Source organism: Carboxylicivirga linearis (genome assembly GCF_018271995.1).
GTDB lineage: Bacteria > Bacteroidota > Bacteroidia > Bacteroidales > Marinilabiliaceae > Carboxylicivirga > Carboxylicivirga linearis.
Window position 1 is genome coordinate 1 of sequence record NZ_JAGUCO010000032.1, and the last position, 23,206, is coordinate 23,206.

The 23,206-nt window shown below is 37.2% G+C and carries 14 protein-coding genes; 10 read left to right on the plus strand and 4 right to left on the minus strand.

Annotated features, from left to right (window positions below; translation table 11 throughout):
• The 5 genes from KEM10_RS21630 to KEM10_RS21650 form a co-directional block, all read left to right on the plus strand.
• Nucleotides 1-1,605: hypothetical protein (locus KEM10_RS21630; protein WP_212219665.1), on the plus strand; the 1,605-nt coding region annotated here is incomplete at its 5' end.
• A gap of 19 nt (nt 1,606-1,624) precedes the next feature.
• Complete coding sequence (locus tag KEM10_RS21635) at nt 1,625-2,734, plus strand: carboxypeptidase-like regulatory domain-containing protein (RefSeq protein WP_212219667.1); 1,110 nt, start codon at nt 1,625-1,627, stop codon at nt 2,732-2,734.
• 17 nt (nt 2,735-2,751) lie between these two features.
• Complete coding sequence (locus tag KEM10_RS21640; RefSeq protein ID WP_212219670.1) at nt 2,752-3,888, plus strand: transglutaminase domain-containing protein; 1,137 nt, start codon at nt 2,752-2,754, stop codon at nt 3,886-3,888.
• 37 nt (nt 3,889-3,925) lie between these two features.
• Entirely contained in the window at nt 3,926-5,515 is a 1,590-nt protein-coding gene (locus KEM10_RS21645; protein WP_212219673.1) for a DUF4932 domain-containing protein, read from the plus strand.
• 127 nt (nt 5,516-5,642) lie between these two features.
• Complete coding sequence (locus tag KEM10_RS21650; RefSeq protein ID WP_244826101.1) at nt 5,643-6,182, plus strand: FKBP-type peptidyl-prolyl cis-trans isomerase; 540 nt, start codon at nt 5,643-5,645, stop codon at nt 6,180-6,182.
• A 63-nt stretch (nt 6,183-6,245) separates the two neighbouring features.
• Here KEM10_RS21650 and KEM10_RS21655 read toward each other — a convergent pair whose 3' ends face one another.
• From KEM10_RS21655 to KEM10_RS21670, 4 genes are all read right to left on the minus strand, one after another.
• On the minus strand, nt 6,246-7,802 hold the full coding sequence (locus KEM10_RS21655; protein WP_212219676.1) for an arylsulfatase: 1,557 nt from the start codon (nt 7,800-7,802) through the stop codon (nt 6,246-6,248).
• 213 nt (nt 7,803-8,015) lie between these two features.
• Nucleotides 8,016-9,065 carry a sialidase family protein gene (locus KEM10_RS21660; RefSeq protein WP_212219679.1) on the minus strand — a complete coding sequence of 350 codons (1,050 nt, stop codon included), beginning with the start codon at nt 9,063-9,065 and terminating at the stop codon, nt 8,016-8,018.
• Nucleotides 9,066-9,197: 132 nt separating this feature from the next.
• Nucleotides 9,198-11,456, minus strand: coding sequence for a GH92 family glycosyl hydrolase (locus tag KEM10_RS21665; protein WP_212219682.1), 2,259 nt, complete (start codon nt 11,454-11,456; stop codon nt 9,198-9,200).
• Nucleotides 11,457-11,721: 265 nt separating this feature from the next.
• Entirely contained in the window at nt 11,722-13,881 is a 2,160-nt protein-coding gene (locus tag KEM10_RS21670; protein WP_212219685.1) for a glycoside hydrolase family 3 N-terminal domain-containing protein, read from the minus strand.
• Between the two features lie 324 nt (nt 13,882-14,205).
• Here KEM10_RS21670 and KEM10_RS21675 point away from each other — a divergent pair, with 324 nt between their 5' ends.
• The 5 genes from KEM10_RS21675 to KEM10_RS21695 all read left to right on the plus strand — a co-directional run bounded on the left by KEM10_RS21675 (nt 14,206) and on the right by KEM10_RS21695 (nt 23,148).
• Nucleotides 14,206-15,444 carry an ROK family protein gene (locus KEM10_RS21675; protein WP_212219688.1) on the plus strand — a complete coding sequence of 413 codons (1,239 nt, stop codon included), beginning with the start codon at nt 14,206-14,208 and terminating at the stop codon, nt 15,442-15,444.
• Nucleotides 15,445-15,527: 83 nt separating this feature from the next.
• A complete protein-coding gene (locus KEM10_RS21680) occupies nt 15,528-16,412 on the plus strand; it encodes an ROK family protein (RefSeq protein ID WP_212219691.1) in 885 nt (294 codons plus the stop codon).
• A gap of 166 nt (nt 16,413-16,578) precedes the next feature.
• A complete protein-coding gene (locus tag KEM10_RS21685) occupies nt 16,579-18,009 on the plus strand; it encodes an alpha-L-fucosidase (protein ID WP_212219694.1) in 1,431 nt (476 codons plus the stop codon).
• A gap of 349 nt (nt 18,010-18,358) precedes the next feature.
• Nucleotides 18,359-21,568: a SusC/RagA family TonB-linked outer membrane protein gene (locus KEM10_RS21690; RefSeq protein ID WP_212219697.1), complete on the plus strand. Its 3,210-nt coding sequence runs from the start codon at nt 18,359-18,361 to the stop codon at nt 21,566-21,568.
• Between the two features lie 11 nt (nt 21,569-21,579).
• The gene (locus KEM10_RS21695; protein WP_212219700.1) at nt 21,580-23,148 is read left to right on the plus strand and encodes a SusD/RagB family nutrient-binding outer membrane lipoprotein; all 1,569 of its coding nucleotides are present in this window, start codon (nt 21,580-21,582) and stop codon (nt 23,146-23,148) included.
• The last annotated feature ends 58 nt before the right edge of the window (nt 23,149-23,206 follow it).

The window sequence follows — 23,206 nt, forward strand, 5'->3', positions numbered from 1 at the left end:
AAAATATTTTTAAAACCTAAGAATTATGAAGTTGGAGAGGTAACCGTTAATTCAGAATCACTTGAAAAGCAAAGGGCTAAAAATATGCGATTATTTAAAAAGCATTTTATTGGCACTACTAAAAATGCTAAACAATGTCGGATTTTGAACGAAGACGATATTACATTTAATTATAACTCAGAGTCAGATACTTTAAACGCTTATGCTCTGAAACCTATTGAAATTGAAAATAATGGATTAGGATATCGAATTACTTATTATCTAGATAATTTTGAATATTCTACTAAAGATGATTTGGTGCGCTATAGTGGAAATATTATCTACAATGAAGACTTAAGTAAAACTGGAGTAAGCTATGAAAAGAATAGAGAATGGGCCTATTTAGGATCACGTATGCATTTTGTAAGATCATTGTTTACAGATGATTTATATTCTGAAGGTTTTGAAGTTAGAGGGTTGTTTAATCATATACTGGATATGAAAGAGCTTGTTCGTGTTGAAGAAAAGGAACAAGGTTATTTAAAAAAAGCCAGGTATAATACAGTTTTTTATAAAGGCAGTCGTAAAAGTTCCATCATATTTAACTGTGATTCGGTATTTATTGATAAAACTGGATATTATTCAAGTGGAATAACCTGGACTGGTGATATGAGCAGGAATAGAATTGGTGATTTGCTTCCGTATAATTATGAAACAGAACCCCAATCGCCAATCAATAGTGAAATAAGTGACGAAACAGAAATCCTCAAAAAGGTTTATCAGGCCAGATTTAATAACAGAAATACCAACAATATTTATTTCGAGGGAGCTTTTCGCGAAAAGCTCTTGGAAGGAGATTATCTACATTGTATTAACGATTACGGTTTTATACAGCAATGGCCAAGTATAAAAGAGAAAAAACTGCATATAATAAGTGAAATAAGTGGAGGAAGAGAGTATTATTCAACTGAATTTGATCAGAAAATAAAATTCACGTCTCTCAAACCTTATGGACCTATTCCTTTTACCGATCCGGTTTATAATCTTGAATCTTTTCTGGATCTGAATTTTCAGAAACAATACCAATATATTTTGTTAGGTCAGACCGAGTTTCAAGGGCGGAAAATGTATCATATCCGGTTCGATCAGATTGATGATTTACCTTATGCATATTTTGAAGGTGAATTATTAATAGATATGGAAACATACGGTGTGGCATGGGTTTCATGGAAACGTAGTAAGAAAGGCCAAAAATACATTATGCCAGATATGTATATTACAAGTGATTATGCTATTGGTGATTTTGAACTTGTTAACGAACACCGTGAAATGACATGGAAATTCAACGGAGAAACATGGGAACCTGACTTTGCAGTTCTTAATGTTTCTTTTTATCAGAATGGAGACTTGAAAAAGATAAATCAGGAAATAAAATGGGAATCTATTTCGCGTGATGAATACAAAAGTCAGCGAAAGAATATTCCAAAAGAATGGAATAAGAAAACCACTACAAAGAGAGATATAGAATACAATCCATCCGAATGGCGCGATAGCTGGATGCTTCCACCGGATAAAATGATAAACGAACAGATGAAATATTTAAATGAGTTAATCCTTTATCAATAAACCCAACTAAACTAAATCCATGAGAAAGTTACTTTTAATACTTTGTCTTTTTTGGGGAGTTACTTCTCATGCTCTCAGTTATACTATAAAAGGTGAAGTAAGAGATGCACAAACCAATCAACCAGTTGAATTTGCCAGTATTTATATCGATGGTACTACTATTGGTACCATAACTGGTATGGATGGCAATTTTGAACTAAGCTTTGAGGATAATTATAAGCAGATAGTTATCAGTCATATCAGTTACGACAATGCCGTACAGGATATAGATGTTAATGCAGACACCTATTTAACGATTTTATTAGTGCCTAAGCAGGTTGATATAGCACCGGTAACTGTTGAAAGTGTAAATATGAAAGCCATTCATATGGATTATTTCAAAAAGGTATTTTTAGGAGTTGACCGATGGGGTAAGAAAGCTGAGATACTAAATGATAGTGTATTGTATTTTGATGTTGAATATCCCGAAAAATTATTTGTGCCGGGTAAAGGTCCTTACAATTATTTTATAGCCAGAGCTTCAGAACCTCTTAAAGTTGCTTTGCCTGATTTGGGCTATGTTTTAACTTATGATCTGGTAGATTTTACCGAGAAATATAACCCACAGATAAAAAGGAATTCAATTCAATTATTGGGCTATTCGTTTTTCACAGAGGAAGAAGCAAAGTCTAAATCTCAACAAAAACGTTTTTATAAAAACCGACAGAAAGCTTATTACAATTCCACCACGCATTTTGTGCGTTCGTTGTATGAGGGTACTTTAGGTCAAAACGGATATAAGGTTTCACAGATAGTTAAAGACACTACTTCAAATATAGTTCAATTTGAATCTTTTGATATAGGTACCTGTAATTGCATTGTTTATATGGAACACGAAGCCTGGTTAAATGGATTAAAAGGGAATGAGTATGAAATATTGTATTACTATACTGGTAAGAAACCTCGTGATCTGATGTTTAAAAAGATTGATCCTAAGGATCAAAGAGTAAAAGTGTCGGGATGTTACTATCTAAAGGATATTTGTGTGGTACGCGAAGATGGTTCACTTCCGGGGGGTGAAATAATTTTTGATGGTGAGATGATTAATAAAAGAATAGGGGCAGCTTTGCCTTACGATATAAAATTTTAAACCTTAATTCTAGAAAAATGAGAAAGCTACTACTAATGGTCTCGCTGATACCATTATTAATTAACTGTACCAACCAAGAGGCTGGAATAAGAATTATCAAATCAAATGTGGAATTGATTGATATCAAAGATGGCGATCGGCTTATAAAGCAAAACTGGCGAATCAGTCCGCAAATCAATCCCGATGTTTTTGAAACCTCTTCCAATCAGGTAACCTTTTATACCGATTTAGATTCGATTACTTGCCAGGTAGGTCCTGAAAAAGATAGTGTTGACTTTATAATTGTATTAAATGAGAAGGATACATCTTATACTCGTGTAAAATATATACCTCCCTATCTCGACAAGTTAAAAGCTGCTGCTGATTATAATTCAACTCCAAACGATTCATTACCACCGTTTACTTATCAATCGAAAGATGATTCAGTACTGGTCAATTTAAGAGAGTATTATAATCTTGATTCCATTGCAGGACGTGGAAGTGAGGTTAATAGAATGATTAACCTGATGCGTTGGGTGCATAACGTTCTAAGGCATGATGGCAGTAGTTATAATCCGGATTCTAAAAATACCATTGATTTAATTAAAATATGTCAGTTGGAGGAAAGAGGTGTGAATTGCCGGATGATGGCAACCGTTTTAAATGAATGTTATCTGGCTATGGGATATCCTTCGCGTTACATCACCTGTATGCCTAAAGAGAAGGAATTTAATGATTGTCATGTGATTAATATGGTATATTCAAGTCAGCTGGAGAAATGGATATGGATGGATCCTACCTTTGCAGCTTATGTAATGGATGAAAAAGGGGAATTGTTGGGTATTGACGAAGTCCGGGAACGATTGATTAATGATCAACCATTAATCTTAAATCCTGATGCTAATTGGAATAGGCAGACAACGCAAACAAAGGACTATTACCTTGAAAATTATATGGCAAAGAATCTATATCGTTTCAGTGTGCATTTAAATAGCAGATATAATTCTGAAACAGCAGGAGCGTATCCTACGGTTGAATATGTTGAGTTACTGCCATTGAATATGGATTGGCAAGAAGATACCAAATCTGAATGGACAAGTAAGAAAACAGGTGTACATTATACTACCTATCGCCTTAATAATCCAAAGCAGTTTTGGCAAAAGCCAGTTGAATAAAATAGTATAACCAAATTACAATCTAAACCTAAACAAAATGAAAAAGCAATTAATAGCACTTATTTGCGGTGTATTAATAGTAAGTACAGGCTATGCAAAAAACAGTAAAAGCACTGTTGTTGCATCCAGGCAAGTAAATGGCCTGACGATTTCCATAGACAGAAATCAGGAATTAATCAGTATTGTGCAATACTTAGGTGATTATTTTCGGTTAAATAAACATGACCTGCAGTACAAGAAGGATGTTGATGAGTATTTTAAGGATTACAAGCAGCACAAAGCAGTGTTGTTTGTTCAGGAACTGACTAAAAAAGGTTTTAGCTATGATGCGCCACCAGCATTAATGTTGCATTTATCAGCTGATATGGATGTAAAGGTAGAGGTTACTGATTACCTGATTAAACGCATTGGAGGGAAGGAGAATCTGCATGAATTTCTTTCTGTGATGAAGGCTTTTGTACGCGAAACTCAGTTTGATAAATTTATTAAATCGTATAAATCGTTTTATGAAGCTTTGGTTGATAATATGGCTAATAAATTAGCTGATTTTGATGAAATACATACCATTGAACAATTCTATGGAAAGAAGCAGAATAGTTATAATATTATTTTGTCGTGTTTAAATAGTGGTAATTATGGGCCCGGGGTTGAGGTGGATGGAAAAGTTGATATTTATAATATAATGTCGGCTATTAACGAAAAAGATGGTCAACCTGTATTTGGTGATGTTAATTATGTAGAATATTTAGTGTGGCACGAGTTTGGTCATTCATATGTAAATTACCTTACTGAAGAAAACAATGAATTGGTTGATAAGTACAAGAAGCTATATGAACCAATAAAAGAGCCGATGAAGAAGCAGGCTTACGGAAATTGGAATACTGTAGTTAATGAGCAGGTGATAAGGGCTATTACTACCTATTTGACTAAGGAAAAATATGGTGTAATGCATGCTGAGATGGTTTTCAATAAAGAAGTGAGCAGGTCGTTTATATATACCGAATCTATGCTAAAGGCTTTGGAGACATATAGTAAAAACAGAGATGAGTTTAAAACATTTGCTGATTATTATACAACGCTTATAAAAACAGCTTTTGATGATGCTATAGCCAATGACTATGCTAACCGAAGTCTGATTAATTTGAATAATACCTTTGAGCATGTTGATTATTTGGTTGTATCAGAAGAGGAAGAGGGTAACGAGAAGGAGATAAAAGCCTATGTTACTAAAATTCGTGATCGTTTTATGAAGGAAACGCAGATTATAACGGATAAAGAAGCCCTTGCAATGGATGTGAGTCAATATTCGTTTATGGTTTACGGAACAGTTAGGAATAATTTGTTTCTTCAGAAATACAAGGAAAGCCTTCCGATACAATTCACTGATTCAGGTATACAGGCTGATAAAGATTATGAACTGGAAGATGGGAAAACCATTTTTAACATGCCTAATCCGACAAACCCTAAAAAGTACTTTATTGTTTATACGGCACAGGAACCATCAGGAATTGTAGATATTAATAATGTTTTTCATGGGCCTTCCAATTACGTTGTTTTTGAGGATCGTCAACATGTTTTAAAGTCAGGAATGTTGCAAAAGGTCAATGGTAAATGGATTTGTAAATAATAGATTCAAGCCTCATTGAAAATTTAATTTGGTGAGGCTTCTTTTTGCATCATATCATTGAGGTCATTTTTTCATCTAACCGAAACTTATATTTTTGCCACAAACAAATTGTAAATTGGTTTATAGCATGAAAATAACAGGAAAGGTGAGAATGGTTGGTTTTACAAGCAGATTACTGGGTGTTTTATTGATTGGGATTGCAGTATTTGGTTGTATGAAAGACAACGATGACTCAGATGGGTATGATGTAGAGAAGCAAATGGAGATCGATCGTGAGATAATAGTAAATTATATCGCCGATAATGATTTGGATGCTGCAGAAATAAATTATGGAGGCTATCCTTCTGGTGTTTTTTATTTTAATCACGAGGTGGCAGATCCTGAGGATACCGAAAAACCCATTAGCACTTCAGAAGTAACTGTGGCCTATAAAGGGTATTTACTGGATGGAACGGTGTTTGATAGTACTCCTGAAGGTGAATCAATTACTTTTGTTTTAAGTGGATTAATAGGTGGCTGGCAAATCGGTATACCTATTATGAGCAGAGGTGATAAACTAACATTAATCATTCCTTCTCCGCTAGGTTATGGCCCTTATGAGGCAGGAAGTATTCCTGCTAATTCAGTTCTTTTATTTGATATAGAGTTGATTAATTTTACGAATTAGTAGTAAAATATTTATAATATAGATGAGGCTGTCAGTTTGTTTACTGACAGCCTCATTTTTGTTTTATTGTCTGGCTCCAGCTTTCAGAATTTTATCAATTGCTTTATTAATATCTAAAGATGCTGCAGCTTGTCTGGGAGTGAATTCTTTAAATGTCATTAAATGTTCGGTTAATAATCCAATGGCAGGTTGCATTACCCACGATTTTTGCATTATCAGGTGAAAACCATTAATGTCGTCATACTTTTCAAATGGATCTTTGCGTAAGTTAAATAGTTGGGGCATGGTGTGTGTAACCATATCATCAAAGTATCTCTCTTTTGTGGCAAAGTGCATTTTCCATGGGCCAACGCGCATTGCTGTTAAACTGCTTTCGTAATAATAGAAAAAATGATTTCTGGCAGATTTATCTTTTTTACCAGTCCAGTAATCAATATTATTAAAGCCATCGATAAATACTTTATAAGTAGTATCGCCTATTTTTTTGCCTTGTTTTAATTCTTCGTTGATGTTTGGATTGCCAACTGCTGCCATTATCGTAGGTAGTACATCTTCATGAGCTGATATTCCATTCCTAATCATACCAGCAGGAATTTTAGCGGGCCATCTTACTAAAAATGGAGAACGGAGTCCACCTTCATAAGTAGTCATTTTTTCACCTCTAAACATGGTTACACCAGCATCAGGGAATGTACTTTGTTCAGGTCCGTTATCAGTGGTGTAAATAACAATGGTATTCTCCTCTAATCCCAGTTCATGCAAATAGTCCAATAGTTCACCCACATGTCCATCGTGTTCAATTAAACCGTGTCCAAAAACATCTATATCTGTACTAATATTTGTTGCCAGATTCTTTGATTCTTCTTTTAAATGTGTGTAAACGTGCATACGGCTGGTTGCATGCCAAATAAAGAATGGCTTATCAGCATCTTTGGCACGTTTCATAAAATCTTTACTTTTGGCAACAAGTTCTTCGTCAAAGGTTTTCATGCGTTCTGAAGTTAATTGACCTATGTCTTTAACTTTTTGTTTGCCAATTACGCCAAAACGAGGATCTTCTGTAGTATCAAACTTATCGGTTGCATATGATTCAATAATGCCACGAGGACCGTATTTTTCTGCAAACTTTTTTGTTTTTGGATAATCAGCTTGCTCTGGCTCTTCAGAGACATTTAGGTGGTAAAGATTTCCAAAGAACTCGTCGAAACCATGCACAGTTGGCAGATGTTCGTTTCTATCTCCTAAATGATTTTTACCAAATTGAGCTGTCATATATCCCAAGGGTTTCAATAATTCGGCTAATGTGGGATCTTCTTTTTTTAGGCCCAATGGATTGCCGGGTTGCCCAACAGTTGTAAGACCTGTTCTAACAGGTTTTTGGCCTGTTATGAAGGCAGCTCTTCCTGCGGTGCAACTAGGCTGTGAGTAGTGGTCGGTAAATAATGCACCCTCTTTTGCAATCCTGTCGATGTTAGGGGTTGGATATTGCATGCCTAAAGAGTAACAGCTTAAAGAATTAGGTGCAACATCATCTACCATTATTACCAGAATGTTGGGTTTATTTTGACCTAATGCGTTTGCGATTCCAAGAAGGAAAATGAATAGAGTTAGTGTTTTCATAATGATTGGTTTTATTACCATTCATTAACAACTTACTTCTTATTATTGTTTTAATTATTTGTAATTATAATATTGAATGACAGATGAATAGTGTGAAAGAGGCTGCTCTTGTATGTAATCACGCCGTTGTACAATATAAAAAATCCCGGAAAGCATCGTTATGCAATCCGGGTTTTTGGTGTAATTATAATCAATCAATCATGAGCGAAATTGCTATTCAATTCTGAACTGTGTATGCTTAATCCCTTCGCGGTTGTAGGTGTATAACACATGTATGGTTTTATCCGATGTTTGTATGATAGCCGGATAACTGAACTGTCCTTTCTCTTCATTTTCCAGGTCAAACAATTTATTCCAGTTAACACCGTCGGTTGAGTATTCAACATCCAGTATATTTCTGCCATAGAACCAGTCAGGACCTTGCTTAAGCGGATTATTTACCATTAAAAACAAATCATCATCAATGGCAATGGCATCAATGCCCGAGTTGGAATTCACTACATTAATGGTATCTAATTCGCTCCAGTTCGTTCCTGAGTAATCCGACCATGCTGTTACCACTTTGTTGTGTTTACTGCGGCAAAGCATCTCCAATTTATTATCCGGATGAGGTATAAAAGTGGGTTGAATCACTTCCAGATGTTTTGTATTGGGTATTTCAACCATCTTCCAAGTGTTGTCAGCCTCATTAAATATCTCAACATGTGCCCTCCAAATATTACCTTCAATACTTTCGGTGCTCGATCCACAAATAATCTGGCCATCTATCAGCTCAACAGGTTTATTCTTGATGGGGCCCAGAAAACCATCGGGCAAATACATGGGTTCCGTCCACGATTGACCTTCGTCATCCGAAGTAATCAAGGCACCAAACCACTCACGCGGATTTTTACCCGCTTTATAGAACAAGTACAGCTTATTGCTCTTGCTTTTAAACAGTACCGGGTTCCAACAGGCAAGAGTATCGTTATTGATAACAGGTGGTTGAACCAATTGAGTAGGTTTCTGCCATTTGTTTTGTGTGTAAAAGGCTGAGTAAATACCCACGTCTTTGGCACCTTCGTAGCTACCGCCAAACCAAGCCGCAATTAATTGGTTGTTGCTGATTTCTTCCAATGTAGCCGCATGCACACTTGGTGGAATGGTATCGTTATATGCAAATTCCGATTGTAGGTCAATTACCTTAATATCTTTCTTTGTGTTACAAGATGTAACCATCAAAAGGGTAATAAGTGCCTGAAGTATAAATGTTGTGTTCTTCATTTTTATATTCTTAATCACAGATTAATTAGATTTAGGATTACTAAGAATCTGTTTTAATCCCATAATCTGTGGTTTATTATTTAATGATTGACGATCTAATAATCTACCAGTCTAACAATCTAAAGAGTCTAATCAAGGTCTGTCCTTAATCTCTTTACCAAACTCTTTGTTAGGAGTGCTACCCATTTCAAATACCAACTCACCACCCTTCATAATTTCTTTATATGTGATGTAGGTACGAGTTAAATCTGCTCCGTTTAAGCTGGCTTTTTGAATGTACACGTTTTCTTTGCTTTGGTTATTGGCTGTAATGGTAAACGATTTATCCTCAGGTAATGTGATAGTAGCTTTATCAAACAATGGCGAACCAAATACAAATACACCATCGGCAGGATTTACCTGGTAAAGTCCCATTGATGATAGTATGTACCAGGCCGACATTTGCCCACAATCTTCATTACCGCAAATACCATCGGGTTGATCAGTAAACATCTCATCCATAATACGACGCACCAATTGTGCCGTTTTCCATTGCTGTCCGGCAAAGGTATATAAGTAAGGAATGTGGTGTCCGGGCTCGTTACCTTGTGCATACATACCAATCAAACCACTGATGTCAGGCGAAGCCATATGTCCCATATCTCCCTCAACAATAAACAGGCTATCCAACTTGCTGATAAAAGCTTCATCAGAACCAAATAAATCAATTAAGCCGTGTACATCGTGAGGCACTAGCCAGGTGTATTGCCATGCATTACCTTCGGTATAATCGCCCCATTCGTGAGTTGATTCAAACGGATTGAAAGGAGTTCGGAAGCTGCCATCAGCTTTAACGGCGCGCATAAAACCGGTTTCCTTGTCAAAGTATTTTTGATAAGCCAATGCTCTGTTTGAATAGTATTCAGCAACCTCTGGTTGATTTAAGGAGTCGGCCAGCTGTGCTGTACACCAGTCGGCAATGGCATATTCCAAAGCTTTAGAAACTGATTCTTTCTCCAATTCGGCAGGAATAAAACCTCTTTCTTTTAAATGTTTCACTCCATAATCATCGCGCATCGATGAAGCCTGCATAGCTTCTAATGCCAATGAGGCATCGATATTTGGGAATCCTTTAAAGATAGCATCGGTTACTACCGGAATAGCCGGAAACCCTACCATACAATCGGTTTCGTTACCATGCAAAGGCCAGATAGGTAATTTGCCTTGTTGCTGATAAATGGCCAGCAATGAGTTGATCATATCCGAAACACGTTCGGGTTGAGCAATGGTAAACAAAGGCTGTGCTGCGCGGTACGTATCCCAAAGCGAGAAGATAGTATAGTTATCGAAGCCGGCGTTTTTGTATACTTTTTTATCCGTTCCTCGATAATCGCCATTGGCGTCGTTAAATAATACAGGCGCTGTGTAAGCATGATATACGGCAGTATAAAAGGTACGAAGCTGTGCATCATCTTTCGATTCAACCTTAATTCTTGATAATTCTTTGTTCCACTTATTTTTGGCTTCAGCTACGGTATTATCAAAGTTCCAACCGGCATTTTCCTGTTTGATATTATCCAATGCATTATAGGTACTAACCGGTGATACTCCTACTTTTAATAAAACCTCTTCGTTGGCTTCGGTATCGAAAGATAAAACAGCCACAATGCTATCTTTGATGGCACTATGTCCTTCAATAGATTTCATGCCATCGAATAGTTGAGCCTGCGTAAATGGTTTATTGGTTTGTAGTGCAAAGAACAAGATCTGATCTTTTGCCCATCCCGATGATTTACGATATCCAACCACTGTTGAATCATTAATGATGGAGATGGATGATTTGCCCGGACGGTCCCAGCCAATGCCTCGCGCCAGATTAATGGCAATGCGCGCTTCATCACTTTCGGGATAAGTGTATTGATGAAAAGCGGTACGTTCGGTTGCCGTTAGTTCTGCCTTAATATTGTATCGAAGCAAATCAACACTGTAATAACCTGCTTCGGCGGTTTCTTTGTCGTGCGAATATAACGAAGCATAGCCTCCCAAAGGATTGGTTTTGGTTCCGGGAGTTGACTTAAGCTTGCCAGTGTAGGGTGAGATTAGTATATCGCCCAAATCGCCAATGCCGGTTCCGCTCAGGTGAGTTTGTGCAAAACCTGTCATGATTGAGTCGGAATAATGATAGCCCGAGCACCAATCCCATCCCCAGGTATAGTTGGTTGGGCCGGTTTGCACGCCTCCAAACGGAACATGAGCACCCAGAAATACATGTCCGTGATAGTCTGTTCCAATATACGGATCGACGTAATCAGTCAGTGCGACTTCTTTCTTGCTTTCCTGCTTGTTGGTGCACCCAACACCCATTGTTGCCAGTGCTAAAACTACTGCTAGTTTGTATGTTGATTTTATCATTTTATAATAGTATTAAGTATGTGCGGCCTCATTGGGGATGAGGAGTGTTTAAAAGTTAAACTTTAGTAAGACCGGGAAGCTGAGAACTTGTTCGAAGATCACCCGGCCGCACTTAAGATTAACAAATAAACAGGAGTCGTCACCGATGCAGCCTTGACTTTCTTTGTTTCGTTTCTTGTGTCAAGACAAGAAATGAAAAGCCTCCGCGGCTTGAGCGGTGGATATCAAGTGTACAATACTCTTTTTATAATAAAGTTGATTCATATTATTTAATTAAAAATGTATGTTCCAATACAGCCTCATTGGCATTTTTTGAAACCAGAATCTTATACTCACCTTTGTATAAATTCCATTTGCTACGTTTCAGATCCCACTTTTGCAAATCGCTCGTGTTGATGCTAAAAGTTAGATTTGATGAGTCGTTAGATTTGATGCTGGTGCGCTTAAAGGCTTTTAGCTCTTTAATAGGCATACGATCAATATCAGGATACTGGATATAGATTTGCACCACATCGTCACCATCAAAATCACCCACATTACTAACTTTTACATCAAAAGTAATCTCCTGATCTTTTTTATATGCTTTGGCAGGTTGATTGATCCACTCATAATCAAAACGGGTATAACTTAACCCAAAACCGAAGGGATAGGCAACTTCGCCATTAAAATAACGATAGGTTCTGTTGGCCATGCTGTAATCTTCGTATGCAGGAAGGTCATTCAACGATTTATAAAAAGTTAATGGTAACTTACCCGATGGAGAAACATCGCCATAAATAATGTTGGCCAATGCGGTTCCTCCTTGTTCGCCCGAGTACCACGAGTAAATGATGGCATCGGCATAAGGTGCTACTTCTTCCACATCCAAAGCGCTACCGGCTGTTAGTACAGCAATAATTGGTTTATCATGTGATGCACGTAACTTCTTTAAAAATTTTAAATGAGCTTCGGGTATACTTAAATCTTCCTTGTCACCACCACTTTTCGATAAAAAGGCATCGCCTTCTTCGCCTTCAAAAAGAGGAGTAAGGCCTAAAACAACAACTGATACATCTGACATACCTGCGCCCCATATTCCTCCAAAATGTGTAGTGTCGGAGTAGCTTACTCCAAAATCGTATTGAACCGCTGTTCCCGGGCCCGCTTTTGAAACCAGGCCTTCAGCGTATGTTACCATATTTCCCGACATACCATGATAGTTTCCAACCAATACGCTAATATTGGCTGCGTTCTCACCTAATACCATCATCGAACCGGTTTTACTCCTTTCTAATGGTAATATTCCATCATTCTTTAAAAGAACCATACTTTTTTCGGCTGCTTTCAATGCTAAATCAACATGGTAGTTGTTATTAATGCTATCAGGTCCAAAAGTTGTATAAGCCGATTCGCAAGGATCGTCGTAAAAACCAAGTTTAATTTGAGTAACTAAAGTGGTATAAATCGAGCGATCAATATCTTTTTCGCTTATTAAACCTTGGTTGATGGCATTCATAGCCTCGCGTTGTAAAAGAGGTGAGCAGTCCATGTTTACACCTTGCTTAATTGCAGCTGCTGCTACATCAACAGCGGTAGTCAATGATTTGTGGCGAAGATATATATCATCCAGCGACCAACAGTCGGTAGTTATCTGACCTTTAAATTTCCATTCTTTGGTTAAAATGGTTTCCAACAGGTTTTCGGAAGTACAGCAAGGCTCATCGTTTAAACGATTGTAGCCACACATTACAGCTGAAACTCCATTGTCAACTAATGTTTTAAAAGCTGGTAAATAGGTCTCGCGTAAGTCTTTTTCGTCTACTACGGCATTAAACTCATGGCGAACTGCCTCGGGACCACTATGTGCTGCAAAGTGTTTGGCACACGCCGAAATTTTATATTTATCAGGATCATCGCCTTGCAGTCCTTGTATAAAAGCAGTTCCAATTTGTCCTGTCAGATATGGATCTTCTCCATAGGTTTCTTGTCCACGTCCCCAGCGTGGATCGCGAAAGATGTTAATATTAGGTGTCCAGTAGTTAATACCTAAATATTGTAGTCTTTTATCTTTAGCTATAGCCATGTTGTGTTTGGCTCGTGCCTCGGTTGAAATAGCATCTGCCACTTGATTAACTAATACAGGATCGAAAGTGGCAGCCATGGCAATGGCCTGTGGAAAAACAGTAGCTTGTCCTGCACGGGCTGAGCCATGCAATCCTTCATTCCACCAATTATAATAAGGTATCTGCAGACGTTCAATGGCAGGAGAAGAATACCCTAATAATGATATCTTTTCTTCTAGCGTTAAAGCCTGTAACAAATCTTTGGCTCTCTCATCAATAGATAGATTGCTATCTCTGAATTTTGCCGTTTGACTATTTGCAAACTGGTTAAAGAGTAAAAATGCAATAAGTAAAAATTGAGTAACAGGTAGTCTTTTTTTCATGGCTTTAGAAATTTTTATCGATGCATATACACTTATGCCCCCTATAATTTAATAATAATTGCCTTTGCACATTAGATTTTAAGTGCTTCTTTTTTTTAGAAATAGATTTTTATTTCTGTAGGATTATTTCTTTTTCACACTTGTCTCTCCCCTCTGGAAGACTGATAAATTCTTAAGTGTATGACTTTAATTAGCTTGAGGCAAATGTAGAAAATATTAATAAATACTTAAGAACTTTAATAAAAAATTAATAAAAGATTTGCATTAAAAGTAAAAATATATACTTTTACATCAGCTAATCAATTAAAACTATTACAAAAGTCTATGAATAATTTACAATTTGATATAAAGATTGTAGAGCAATTAGAAGGTGTTGAAAGGAAAAAGTACATTCAACAAATTCGAATTGTAAAGGCTTTGTATGTAGATGGGGCTCAAACAACTTCTAAGTTGTGTAAGCGTTTAAGGATTAGTGCGCCTAATATGATGTCGATACTGTCTGAGTTGGTGGATGCCAATATTATTGAGAAAAAGGGGCAAGGGAAATCAATAGGAGGCAGAAAGCCTGATTTATTCGGTTTGGTTGATAATGGTTTCTGTGTTTTGGCAGTTGAAATGAGTATTTATAAAGTAAGTATTGCTCTTTTTAATGCAGAGAATAAACAAATAACAGATACTGAAGAATACTCGGTGGTTTTAAATAATGAAAAGAGCACGCTTGATTACATTATTGATTTAATCAAATCATATATACAACGATCGGGAATTGACAAGGCGAAGGTTTTAGCCATTGGAATCAGCATGCCAGGCTTGGTGGATTCTGTGAATGGAATCAATCATACTTATCTTAATTTTGGAGATAAGCCTGTAACAGAACTAATGAAAGAAGCTATAGGTTGTCCTGTATTCGTTGAAAACGATGCCAAGGCAATGGCTTTAGCTGAGTTTAGGTTAGGCAGTGCAAAAGGAAAGAAAGATATTCTGGTGTTGTACCTTGATTGGGGTATTGGTTTAGGTATGATACTTAACGGTAACTTATACAGAGGTACATCCGGATTTGCAGGAGAGTTTAGTCATATTCCAATGGTTGAAAATGGTAAACTCTGTCGTTGTGGTAAACTAGGGTGTATCGAAACCATGGCATCAGGAATCAGGGTGTTGGAACTTGCCGAAGAAGGAGTAAAAGAAGGAAAAACATCCATTCAGCTCGATAATAGTAATTCAAAATTTAAGTATCTGGAGCTGAAAAATGTTATCAAGTCCGCCTTAGATGGCGATCAATATGCAATAAAAATATTACATGAAACTGGCATTAACTTAGGTAAAGCCATTTCAATCTTAATACAGCTTTTTAATCCAGAATTAATTGTTTTATGTGGAATGTTAGCTCAATCCGGCGATTTAATAACAACGCCAATTCAGCAAGGGGTTAACACACATGCAATGAAACAAATTAGTGAAAAATCAAATGTTGTCATCACTGAATTTGGTGATAATATTGGAATGCTTGGTGCCGTAGCAGTAGTTATGGAGAATGCTTTTGAAAAGTATTTAGCAAGCTAAGGGAAAGATCCATGGTTTTATGAGGGGATACAGTATGGTATATACTGTACATAAAATAACTGAACGCGAAAAGTTGGGAGAAAATGATAAAGAACTGTTACATAGGAGTTGATGTAGGTGGCACAAAAATGCATTTTGCCTATATTGAGCAAGGGAAAGTATTAAAGCAATTTAAAACATCAACAGATGCCTACCGAAGTAAATCTGAGATTATTAAAGATTTGATCGAAGGGATACAAAACTTAATTAATGAAAGAGTTGTAGGTATTGGAGTTGGGGTTCCCGGCCTTATTGACGTGGAAAAAGGAATTGTTTATAATGTTCAGAATATACCTGCCTGGAAGAATGTAGAGCTCAAAACTATTTTGTCAGAATACTTTAGATTACCCGTTTTTATTGGTAACGATGCCAATTGCTTTTTGTTGGGAGAGAAATATTACGGTAAAGGAAAAGAATATTCTGATTTGGTAGCTCTGGCCATGGGAACAGGCGTTGGAGCAGGAGTTTTGGTAAATGATCAATTGCATATTGGTAATTTATCAATGGCAGGAGAGTTTGGGGGAATAGGATATTTGGATGCCGACTTCGAGAATTATTGTAGTGGTAAGTTCTTTCAACGTACATGTGGCAACAATGGAAAAGCAATTGCTGATAAAGCAAATGCCGGAGATAAAGATTCATTAAAAGCTTTTGAAGATTTTGGTGAACATGTGGCTCACCTGATTGAAACCATTATTTATTCATATGGCCCTAGTGCAATTATTCTGGGTGGTTCATTGTCAAATGCATATGCTTTGTTCGAAAAGGGAATGAAGAATACATTGATAAAGTTTCCTCATCAAAATGCTTTACAAACTACATCAATATTACCATCCGACAATAGTGAGATGGCTGTATTGGGTGCCGCAGCATTAGTTCCGTATTATATTGAAAATAAAAAGAAGAGAACAGCTCTTAAATCAGCATAGAATTACAGCTGTTACATAGGTGACGGTAGTTGATAAAATCAATTGATTGTATAGGGGTGTAATATATTGACAAAAGGCATAGTCAACTTTATATTACTCTATTAGTCACAGGTTTTTACAGAAAAAGAATAAGAAAATACTGAGATAAGATAAATACAATTCGATCATGAAACGAAGTCTGTTTATATATTTAGTTGGTTTACTAATAGTATCCCAAGGCATAAACGCCCAGCACGAACATCCTAAATCGGAGCACTATATGGCTCCCAAGGATGACAAAGTGGTTGCTAAACTAGAGGAATGGCAAGATCTAAAATTTGGAATTATTATTCATTGGGGATTATATGCTGTTCCGGGAATTATTGAATCATGGTCTATTTGCTCCGAGGATTGGATTGAACGAGACAGTACTATAAGTTATAACGACTATAAAGAATGGTATTTTGGATTAAAGGATAAATTTAATCCGGTAAAATTCAACCCACAGCAATGGGCAGAAGCGTCAAAAGCGGCGGGTATGAAATATCTGGTGTTTACCACCAAGCATCACGATGGATTTTGTTTGTGGGATACCAAACAAACCGATTATAGTATTGCGCACTCACCGTTTGGTTCAAATGAAAAATCAGATGCCTTAAAATATGTATTGGATGCATATCGTAATCAAGGTTTTATGGTAGGTACTTATTTTTCAAAACCCGATTGGTATTCAGAATATTACTGGTGGCCTAAATATGCAACCCCAAACCGAAATAATAATTACGATGCCAATAAATATCCATGGCGTTGGAATCAGTTTAAGCAATACACCTACAATCAAATACAAGAGTTGATGACAGGCTATGGTGATGTTGATTTACTATGGTTAGATGGTGGTTGGGTTCGTCCGTTAGAAACAGTAAATGATGAAGTAAGAGCCTGGGGAGCACCTATACCATCGTGGAGTCAGGATATTGATATGCCTTCAATTGCTAAAATGGCTCGTAAAAATCAACCAGGATTATTAATTGTGGATCGTACGGTAGGAGGGTTGTACGAAAACTATCAAACACCTGAACAAAGTATACCGGAACAGGCATTGGATCATCCTTGGGAAAGCTGTATCACTCTTGGAGGAGCATGGGGCTATGTACCCACAGATTCATACAAATCAACATCGCAAGTGATAAGAACATTGGTTGAAGTAGTAGCCAAAGGAGGTTCATTATTATTGGGTGTTGGACCTACTCCGGAAGGGGAGTTTACTCCTGAACAAATAGAGAGTCTAAAGAAGATTGGTAAATGGATGGATAAGAATGGGGAGGCTATTTACGCCACTAGGGCATTGTCTGTATGTCAGAGCAATAATGTATTCTTTACTCAATCAAAAGATAATAAAACATGTTATGCCATTGCCTGTTATGATGAGAATTCAGAATTGGAAAAAACTATAACATGGACTGGGAATGTACCCAAAAAAGGAAGTGCCATGAAGTTGATTTCTAATGGTAAGAGGCTTAAATATAAGGTTGAAGGAGAAACGGTAACAGTAAGTTTACCTAGTGATATGAATGAATTGCCATTGGGGAAGGCATTAGCATTTAAATATAAGAAGTAGCTTATTAAAGTAACTGTGCAGAAGGATAGGGGAAATGATAATCAATAGGAAAACATAAAGATATCGGAGTGGTAAGTTTCTTTTGGATCAACTTGTTACGCTTTGCCAGTTTCAAGTTGATTCCAAAAGGTTTTCAAACCATCCATAGTGCAAGCATAATGTTGTTTGTATAGGAATTTCCTACTCTTTTTTAAGCTATTTATTAGAGTTAGATCAGATATAAAATATTGTTAATCAATAATAAATCTTAAGACTATGGGGAAGATCTTTAAATGAATAACGAAATGAACTGAGAGATAAACTTTAAAAATTAAATCTAAAATTTTATTCACTTAACAAGTTGGAATCTATGAAAAAGACAATTGTTAAAGCAGCCAAACAAGGGCTTCACAACAGGATGAAGCTGTTTCTTGTTTTAGGATTGTGTTTAGTGGCTTTTACACAGGTTGTAGGTGCGGCAGGAAGTATTACAGATACTAATGAAAGCCTACAACAAGATGGAAAAACAATTACAGGGAAAGTAATCGATGCTAATGGTGAGCCATTAATTGGTGTTTCGATTGTAATTGAAGGAACTGTACAAGGGGTTATTACCGATTTAGATGGTAATTTCTCAATTGTAACACCTTCCGAAGATAATGTATTGGTGTTTTCGTTTATTGGTTATATGACCGAGAAGGTTCCTGTAGCTGGTAAAACCACTATTAATCTTACATTAATCGAAGATGTTACTGAATTAGAAGGTGTGGTAGTAACCGCTTTAGGTATTAAGCGCGAGAAAAAAGCACTTACTTATTCTCAACAAACAGTAAATACCGAGGAATTGAGTGAAGCACGCTCATTGAACGTGGCTAATTCTCTTTCTGGTAAAGTAGCCGGTTTGAACTTCTCTACTACCGGTGGTGGTGTTGGTAGTTCATCAAGGGTAACACTTCGTGGTAACCGATCATTAACTGGTAATAACCAACCGTTATATGTAATTGATGGTGTGCCAATGGATAACAATGTGGCAAATACAGCTTCTGCTGATATTGGTGGACGTACCAGTTCAGATGGTATTTCTAATATCAACCCTGAAGATATCGAATCAATGTCGGTATTGAAAGGTGCATCAGCTGCAGCTTTGTATGGTACGCGTGCCAGTAACGGTGTAATTATCATTACCACCAAAAAAGGATCTAAAGGTCAGGATGCCAGAATTTCGATTTCATCTAACCTGATGTTCTCAAAAGCATACAATATGCTGAACCTGCAGGATACATACGGACAAGGTTCGCAAGGTGTATATGATGCTGATAGTCGTTTAAGCTGGGGACCTGAGATGAATGGCCAGCAGGTTGATGCATGGCAATTATCTTTCAATCCAAATTATGATGGACCGTCGACATATTCTATGACACCACAACCTGATAATGGAATGGACTTTTTTGAAACAGGATATAACTGGGCAAAAACAGTTTCTGCTTCAATGGGTAACGAAAAAATTCAGGGATATTTCTCTTATACAAATACAACAGCTCAAGGTATCGTAAAAGGTAATGAGTTAGATCGTCATAACTTAAACATCCGTTTAACCAGTGATCTGACTGATAAATTGCACCTGGATACTAAGGCAAACTTTATATCACAAACTATCGATAACCCTATTAATACAGGTGAGAGTTCAGTAGGTGAAGCAGTATATACCATGCCTCGAAGCATGCAGTATAGTCAGTATAAGGATTTTGAATATTACGATGCTGCTGGTTTACGCCAATATAACTATATCGATCCAAATACCATTGGTGGATTGGGTGGTAACCCATACTGGTTTGCATTGCGTCGTCCATTTACCGAAGAACGTAACCGTTTTATTGGATTTGCTTCTGCAAAGTATGACTTCACAAGTGATTTAAGTTTAATGATTCGTTCAGGTTTGGACCAGTCTACTAATAAATCTGTTTCTTCGCAATATGCATCTGTTTCGGTTATTGCTAACGATGTGGGTAGCTACTCAGAAACTACAGGTCAAACAATGGAGTTAAACTCTGATTTCTTATTGTCATATAATAAAGACCTGGGTGATTTTAGAGTAGGTGTTAACTTAGGAGGTAACTCATTGTATCAAAGAAGATACTCATTGAATGTTGGAGGACAATTGAGCCGCAGAAACTTTTTTGCAATCAGTAACCTGGAGACAACAACTCCAACATCTAGTTTTTACGAAAAGAGAATTAACTCTCTATATGCATTTGGTCAGTTAGGTTATAAAGAATATTTATACTTAGATGTTACTGCTCGTAATGACTGGTCATCTACTTTACCATCAGATAACAGATCATATTTTTATCCATCGGTTGGTTTGACAGCTGTTTTGAGCGATATGTTTGATATTAAGTCAGATTTCCTAACTTTCTTAAAGGCTCGTGGATCATTTGCTCAAGTGGGTAACGATACCGATCCTTACCGTTTAAGTAACGAGTTGCAATTTTATGGATTCAATGGAGGAGTGGTTCAAGCTTCAACAGTTAAAAACAACGATCAGTTAAAGCCTGAGATTTCTACATCGAAAGAAGTTGGAGTGGATGCACGTTTCTTTGGAAACAAAATTGGTTTAGACTTTACTTATTTCCAAACCAATACCGAAAATCAAATCTTTACCATCAATGTTCCTGAAGTATCTGGATTTGCTCAGGAAGTTGTGAATGGAGGAGAAATCAAAAACAATGGTTTTGAGGTAACATTCAATGCTGATGTATTACACCGTGCCGATTTTACATGGGATTTATCAGCAAACTTTGCAAAATACAAAACCAAAGTGTTGAGTATTATGGAAGGTCGAGATGAACTTTCTATTACTACTGGTTATGAGCGTGTAGCTCAAACTATCGTTAAAGAAGGTGGTGAGTACGGTGACTTATATATCAGAGGGTATGCTCGTGATGATGAAGGTAATGTAATTGTAAATGCTTCTACCGGATTGCCTGAGTTTACCAATGGATTTGATGTATTGGCAGGTAATTATAACCCTGATTTTACAGCTGGTTTAACAAATCGATTTAGCTACAAAAATTTTACATTAAGCTTCTTGATTGATTTCAGAGTAGGTGGTGAAGTTATTTCATATACGCAAGCGCGTATGGCTGGTGCCGGTGTGAGCGATATTACATTAAATGGCAGAACCGATGGTTTTGTAGTAGACGGTGTAAATGTTACTCGTAACGAAGCCGGAGATATTATTTCATCAACACCAAATACAACTTCTGTTTTAGCAGAAGAATACTGGACGCAAGTGGCCAGTCGTGATCCACGATCAGCTGAAGACTTCGTATTTGATGCAACTAATATTCGTTTACGTGAATTAGTATTAGGTTATTCGCTTCCTAAGAGTGTTTTAGGTAATGGCCCGTTTGCCGGAGTTAGTTTATCTGTTGTAGGTCGTAACTTATTCTTCCTTATGAATAAAGCAGAAACTTTCGATCCTGAGCAAGGAGTTGGAGTAGGTAACCTGCAAGGTATTGAATCATTCAATATTCCTTCAACACGCGACTTTGGTTTTAATGTAAAATTAGACTTTTAAAAAATCGAGACATGAAAAATACTATAATAACACTATTATCAGCAGTATTCCTCGTATATGTAACCGGATGTACCGATGATTTCGATGAAATCAATACCAATCCAAATACGCTTACTACTGATCAATTAGACGCCTCAATGGCAGGACCAGCTTTTGCCAATGCTCAATACAAGGGCTTGGGAAACGCATCATGGAGTATACCTGGTGATGACCATGGTACTTATGGGTTAGCAACTATGTTACACTCAATGCTTTTTGTTCATTACTTCTCTTGTCAAAGTACAGGATGGCAAACCGAACGTAATGGTATTAACGATGGTTGGAGAAGTCGTGGTTGGTTACGATTCTACACTTTGGCTGTTCCTTCGTTACGTACTGCTTATACGGCAGCTCAAGGAAATGAAGAAGCTATGGCTGTATTAGATATCTGGAATGTTTTTATGTTCCACCGTATGACTGACTCTTGGGGGCCGGTAGCTTATTCTGAAGCTGGATTAGGAGGTACAGAAATTGCCTATGATTTGCAAGAAGATATGTACGATGAGTTTTTTACTTTGCTTGATGCTGCTGAAGAAACATTAAGTGGCATTAATGGAACTGTTGGAGTGTTCCGTGACTATGATGCTATTTATGGTGGCGACACCGAGTTATGGAGAAAATTTGCCAACTCTATGCGTCTTCGTTTAGCTCTTCGTATTTCAGATATTGATCCTGCTCGTGCGAAAACAGAAGCTGAGGCTGCTGTAGCTGCAGGAGTTATGGAAAGCAATGATGACTGTGCTTATTTTGAAGCTACTTCTGATACCTATAATAACTTTATTGAAATTGCCGGTGCATGGGGATTTTATATGACAGCCGATATGGAAAGTATCTTAGGCGGATATAACGACCCTCGTATGGGAATTTGGTATAATGTTAATGCTGATAGTGTATATGTTGGCCAGCCAAATGGTGGCGCAACAATTCGCGATTGGGACAACGATATCTTAAGTGGTTTGAACAGAGAGTCTGTATTTGCTGAGTCAAACACTAAAGATATAGAAGTAATGATGGCAGCAGAATCATATTTCTCACGTGCCGAAGGTGTTTTAAAAGGTTGGAATATGGGTGGTGATGCTCAGGATTTATATGAAGAAGGTATTCGCCTTTCAATGAACCAATGGGGTGTTACAGAAACAGCTGCAATCAATACATATCTTGCAGGAACTTCAACAGGAGCAGTTCCAACATTAGCGGAAGAATATACCAAAGTGGGTAAGAGTGCTACTCCTCCGGTGGATGTACCTGTTGCGTGGGCCGGAACCGAAGCTGAGCAGTTGAAACAAATTGCAGTACAAAAATATTTAGCTCTTTTCCCAGAGTCATGGGAGACATGGGCAGACTTACGTCGTTCAGATGCCGATATTTTATATCCATTGCTAAACACCGAAGATGTGGATGGTAACGATGGTTTAATGAGACGTTTGACATATGTGCCAACTGAGTACAGTACCAATGAAGCTGCTGTAAACGCTGCTGTTAGTTCCTTGCCTGGAGGTGAGGACAAAGGAAGCGCGCGCGTTTGGTGGGATGTAAACTAATTTTTATCAGTTTTTCATACAATGAAGAAGAGGAAGTTCGAAAGGATTTCCTCTTTTT

Excerpts from the sequence above, each read along its gene's own strand:
- KEM10_RS21695 (WP_212219700.1), top strand. The coding sequence starts at position 21,580 with ATGAAAAATACTATAATAACACTATTATCAGCAGTATTCCTCGTATAT.
- KEM10_RS21685 (WP_212219694.1), top strand. The coding sequence starts at position 16,579 with ATGAAACGAAGTCTGTTTATATATTTAGTTGGTTTACTAATAGTATCC.
- KEM10_RS21635 (WP_212219667.1), top strand. The coding sequence starts at position 1,625 with ATGAGAAAGTTACTTTTAATACTTTGTCTTTTTTGGGGAGTTACTTCT.
- KEM10_RS21645 (WP_212219673.1), top strand. The coding sequence starts at position 3,926 with ATGAAAAAGCAATTAATAGCACTTATTTGCGGTGTATTAATAGTAAGT.
- KEM10_RS21680 (WP_212219691.1), top strand. The coding sequence starts at position 15,528 with ATGATAAAGAACTGTTACATAGGAGTTGATGTAGGTGGCACAAAAATG.
- KEM10_RS21665 (WP_212219682.1), bottom strand. The coding sequence starts at position 11,456 with ATGATAAAATCAACATACAAACTAGCAGTAGTTTTAGCACTGGCAACA.
- KEM10_RS21640 (WP_212219670.1), top strand. The coding sequence starts at position 2,752 with ATGAGAAAGCTACTACTAATGGTCTCGCTGATACCATTATTAATTAAC.
- KEM10_RS21690 (WP_212219697.1), top strand. The coding sequence starts at position 18,359 with ATGAAAAAGACAATTGTTAAAGCAGCCAAACAAGGGCTTCACAACAGG.
- KEM10_RS21650 (WP_244826101.1), top strand. The coding sequence starts at position 5,643 with ATGAAAATAACAGGAAAGGTGAGAATGGTTGGTTTTACAAGCAGATTA.
- KEM10_RS21670 (WP_212219685.1), bottom strand. The coding sequence starts at position 13,881 with ATGAAAAAAAGACTACCTGTTACTCAATTTTTACTTATTGCATTTTTA.
- KEM10_RS21675 (WP_212219688.1), top strand. The coding sequence starts at position 14,206 with ATGAATAATTTACAATTTGATATAAAGATTGTAGAGCAATTAGAAGGT.
- KEM10_RS21655 (WP_212219676.1), bottom strand. The coding sequence starts at position 7,802 with ATGAAAACACTAACTCTATTCATTTTCCTTCTTGGAATCGCAAACGCA.
- KEM10_RS21660 (WP_212219679.1), bottom strand. The coding sequence starts at position 9,065 with ATGAAGAACACAACATTTATACTTCAGGCACTTATTACCCTTTTGATG.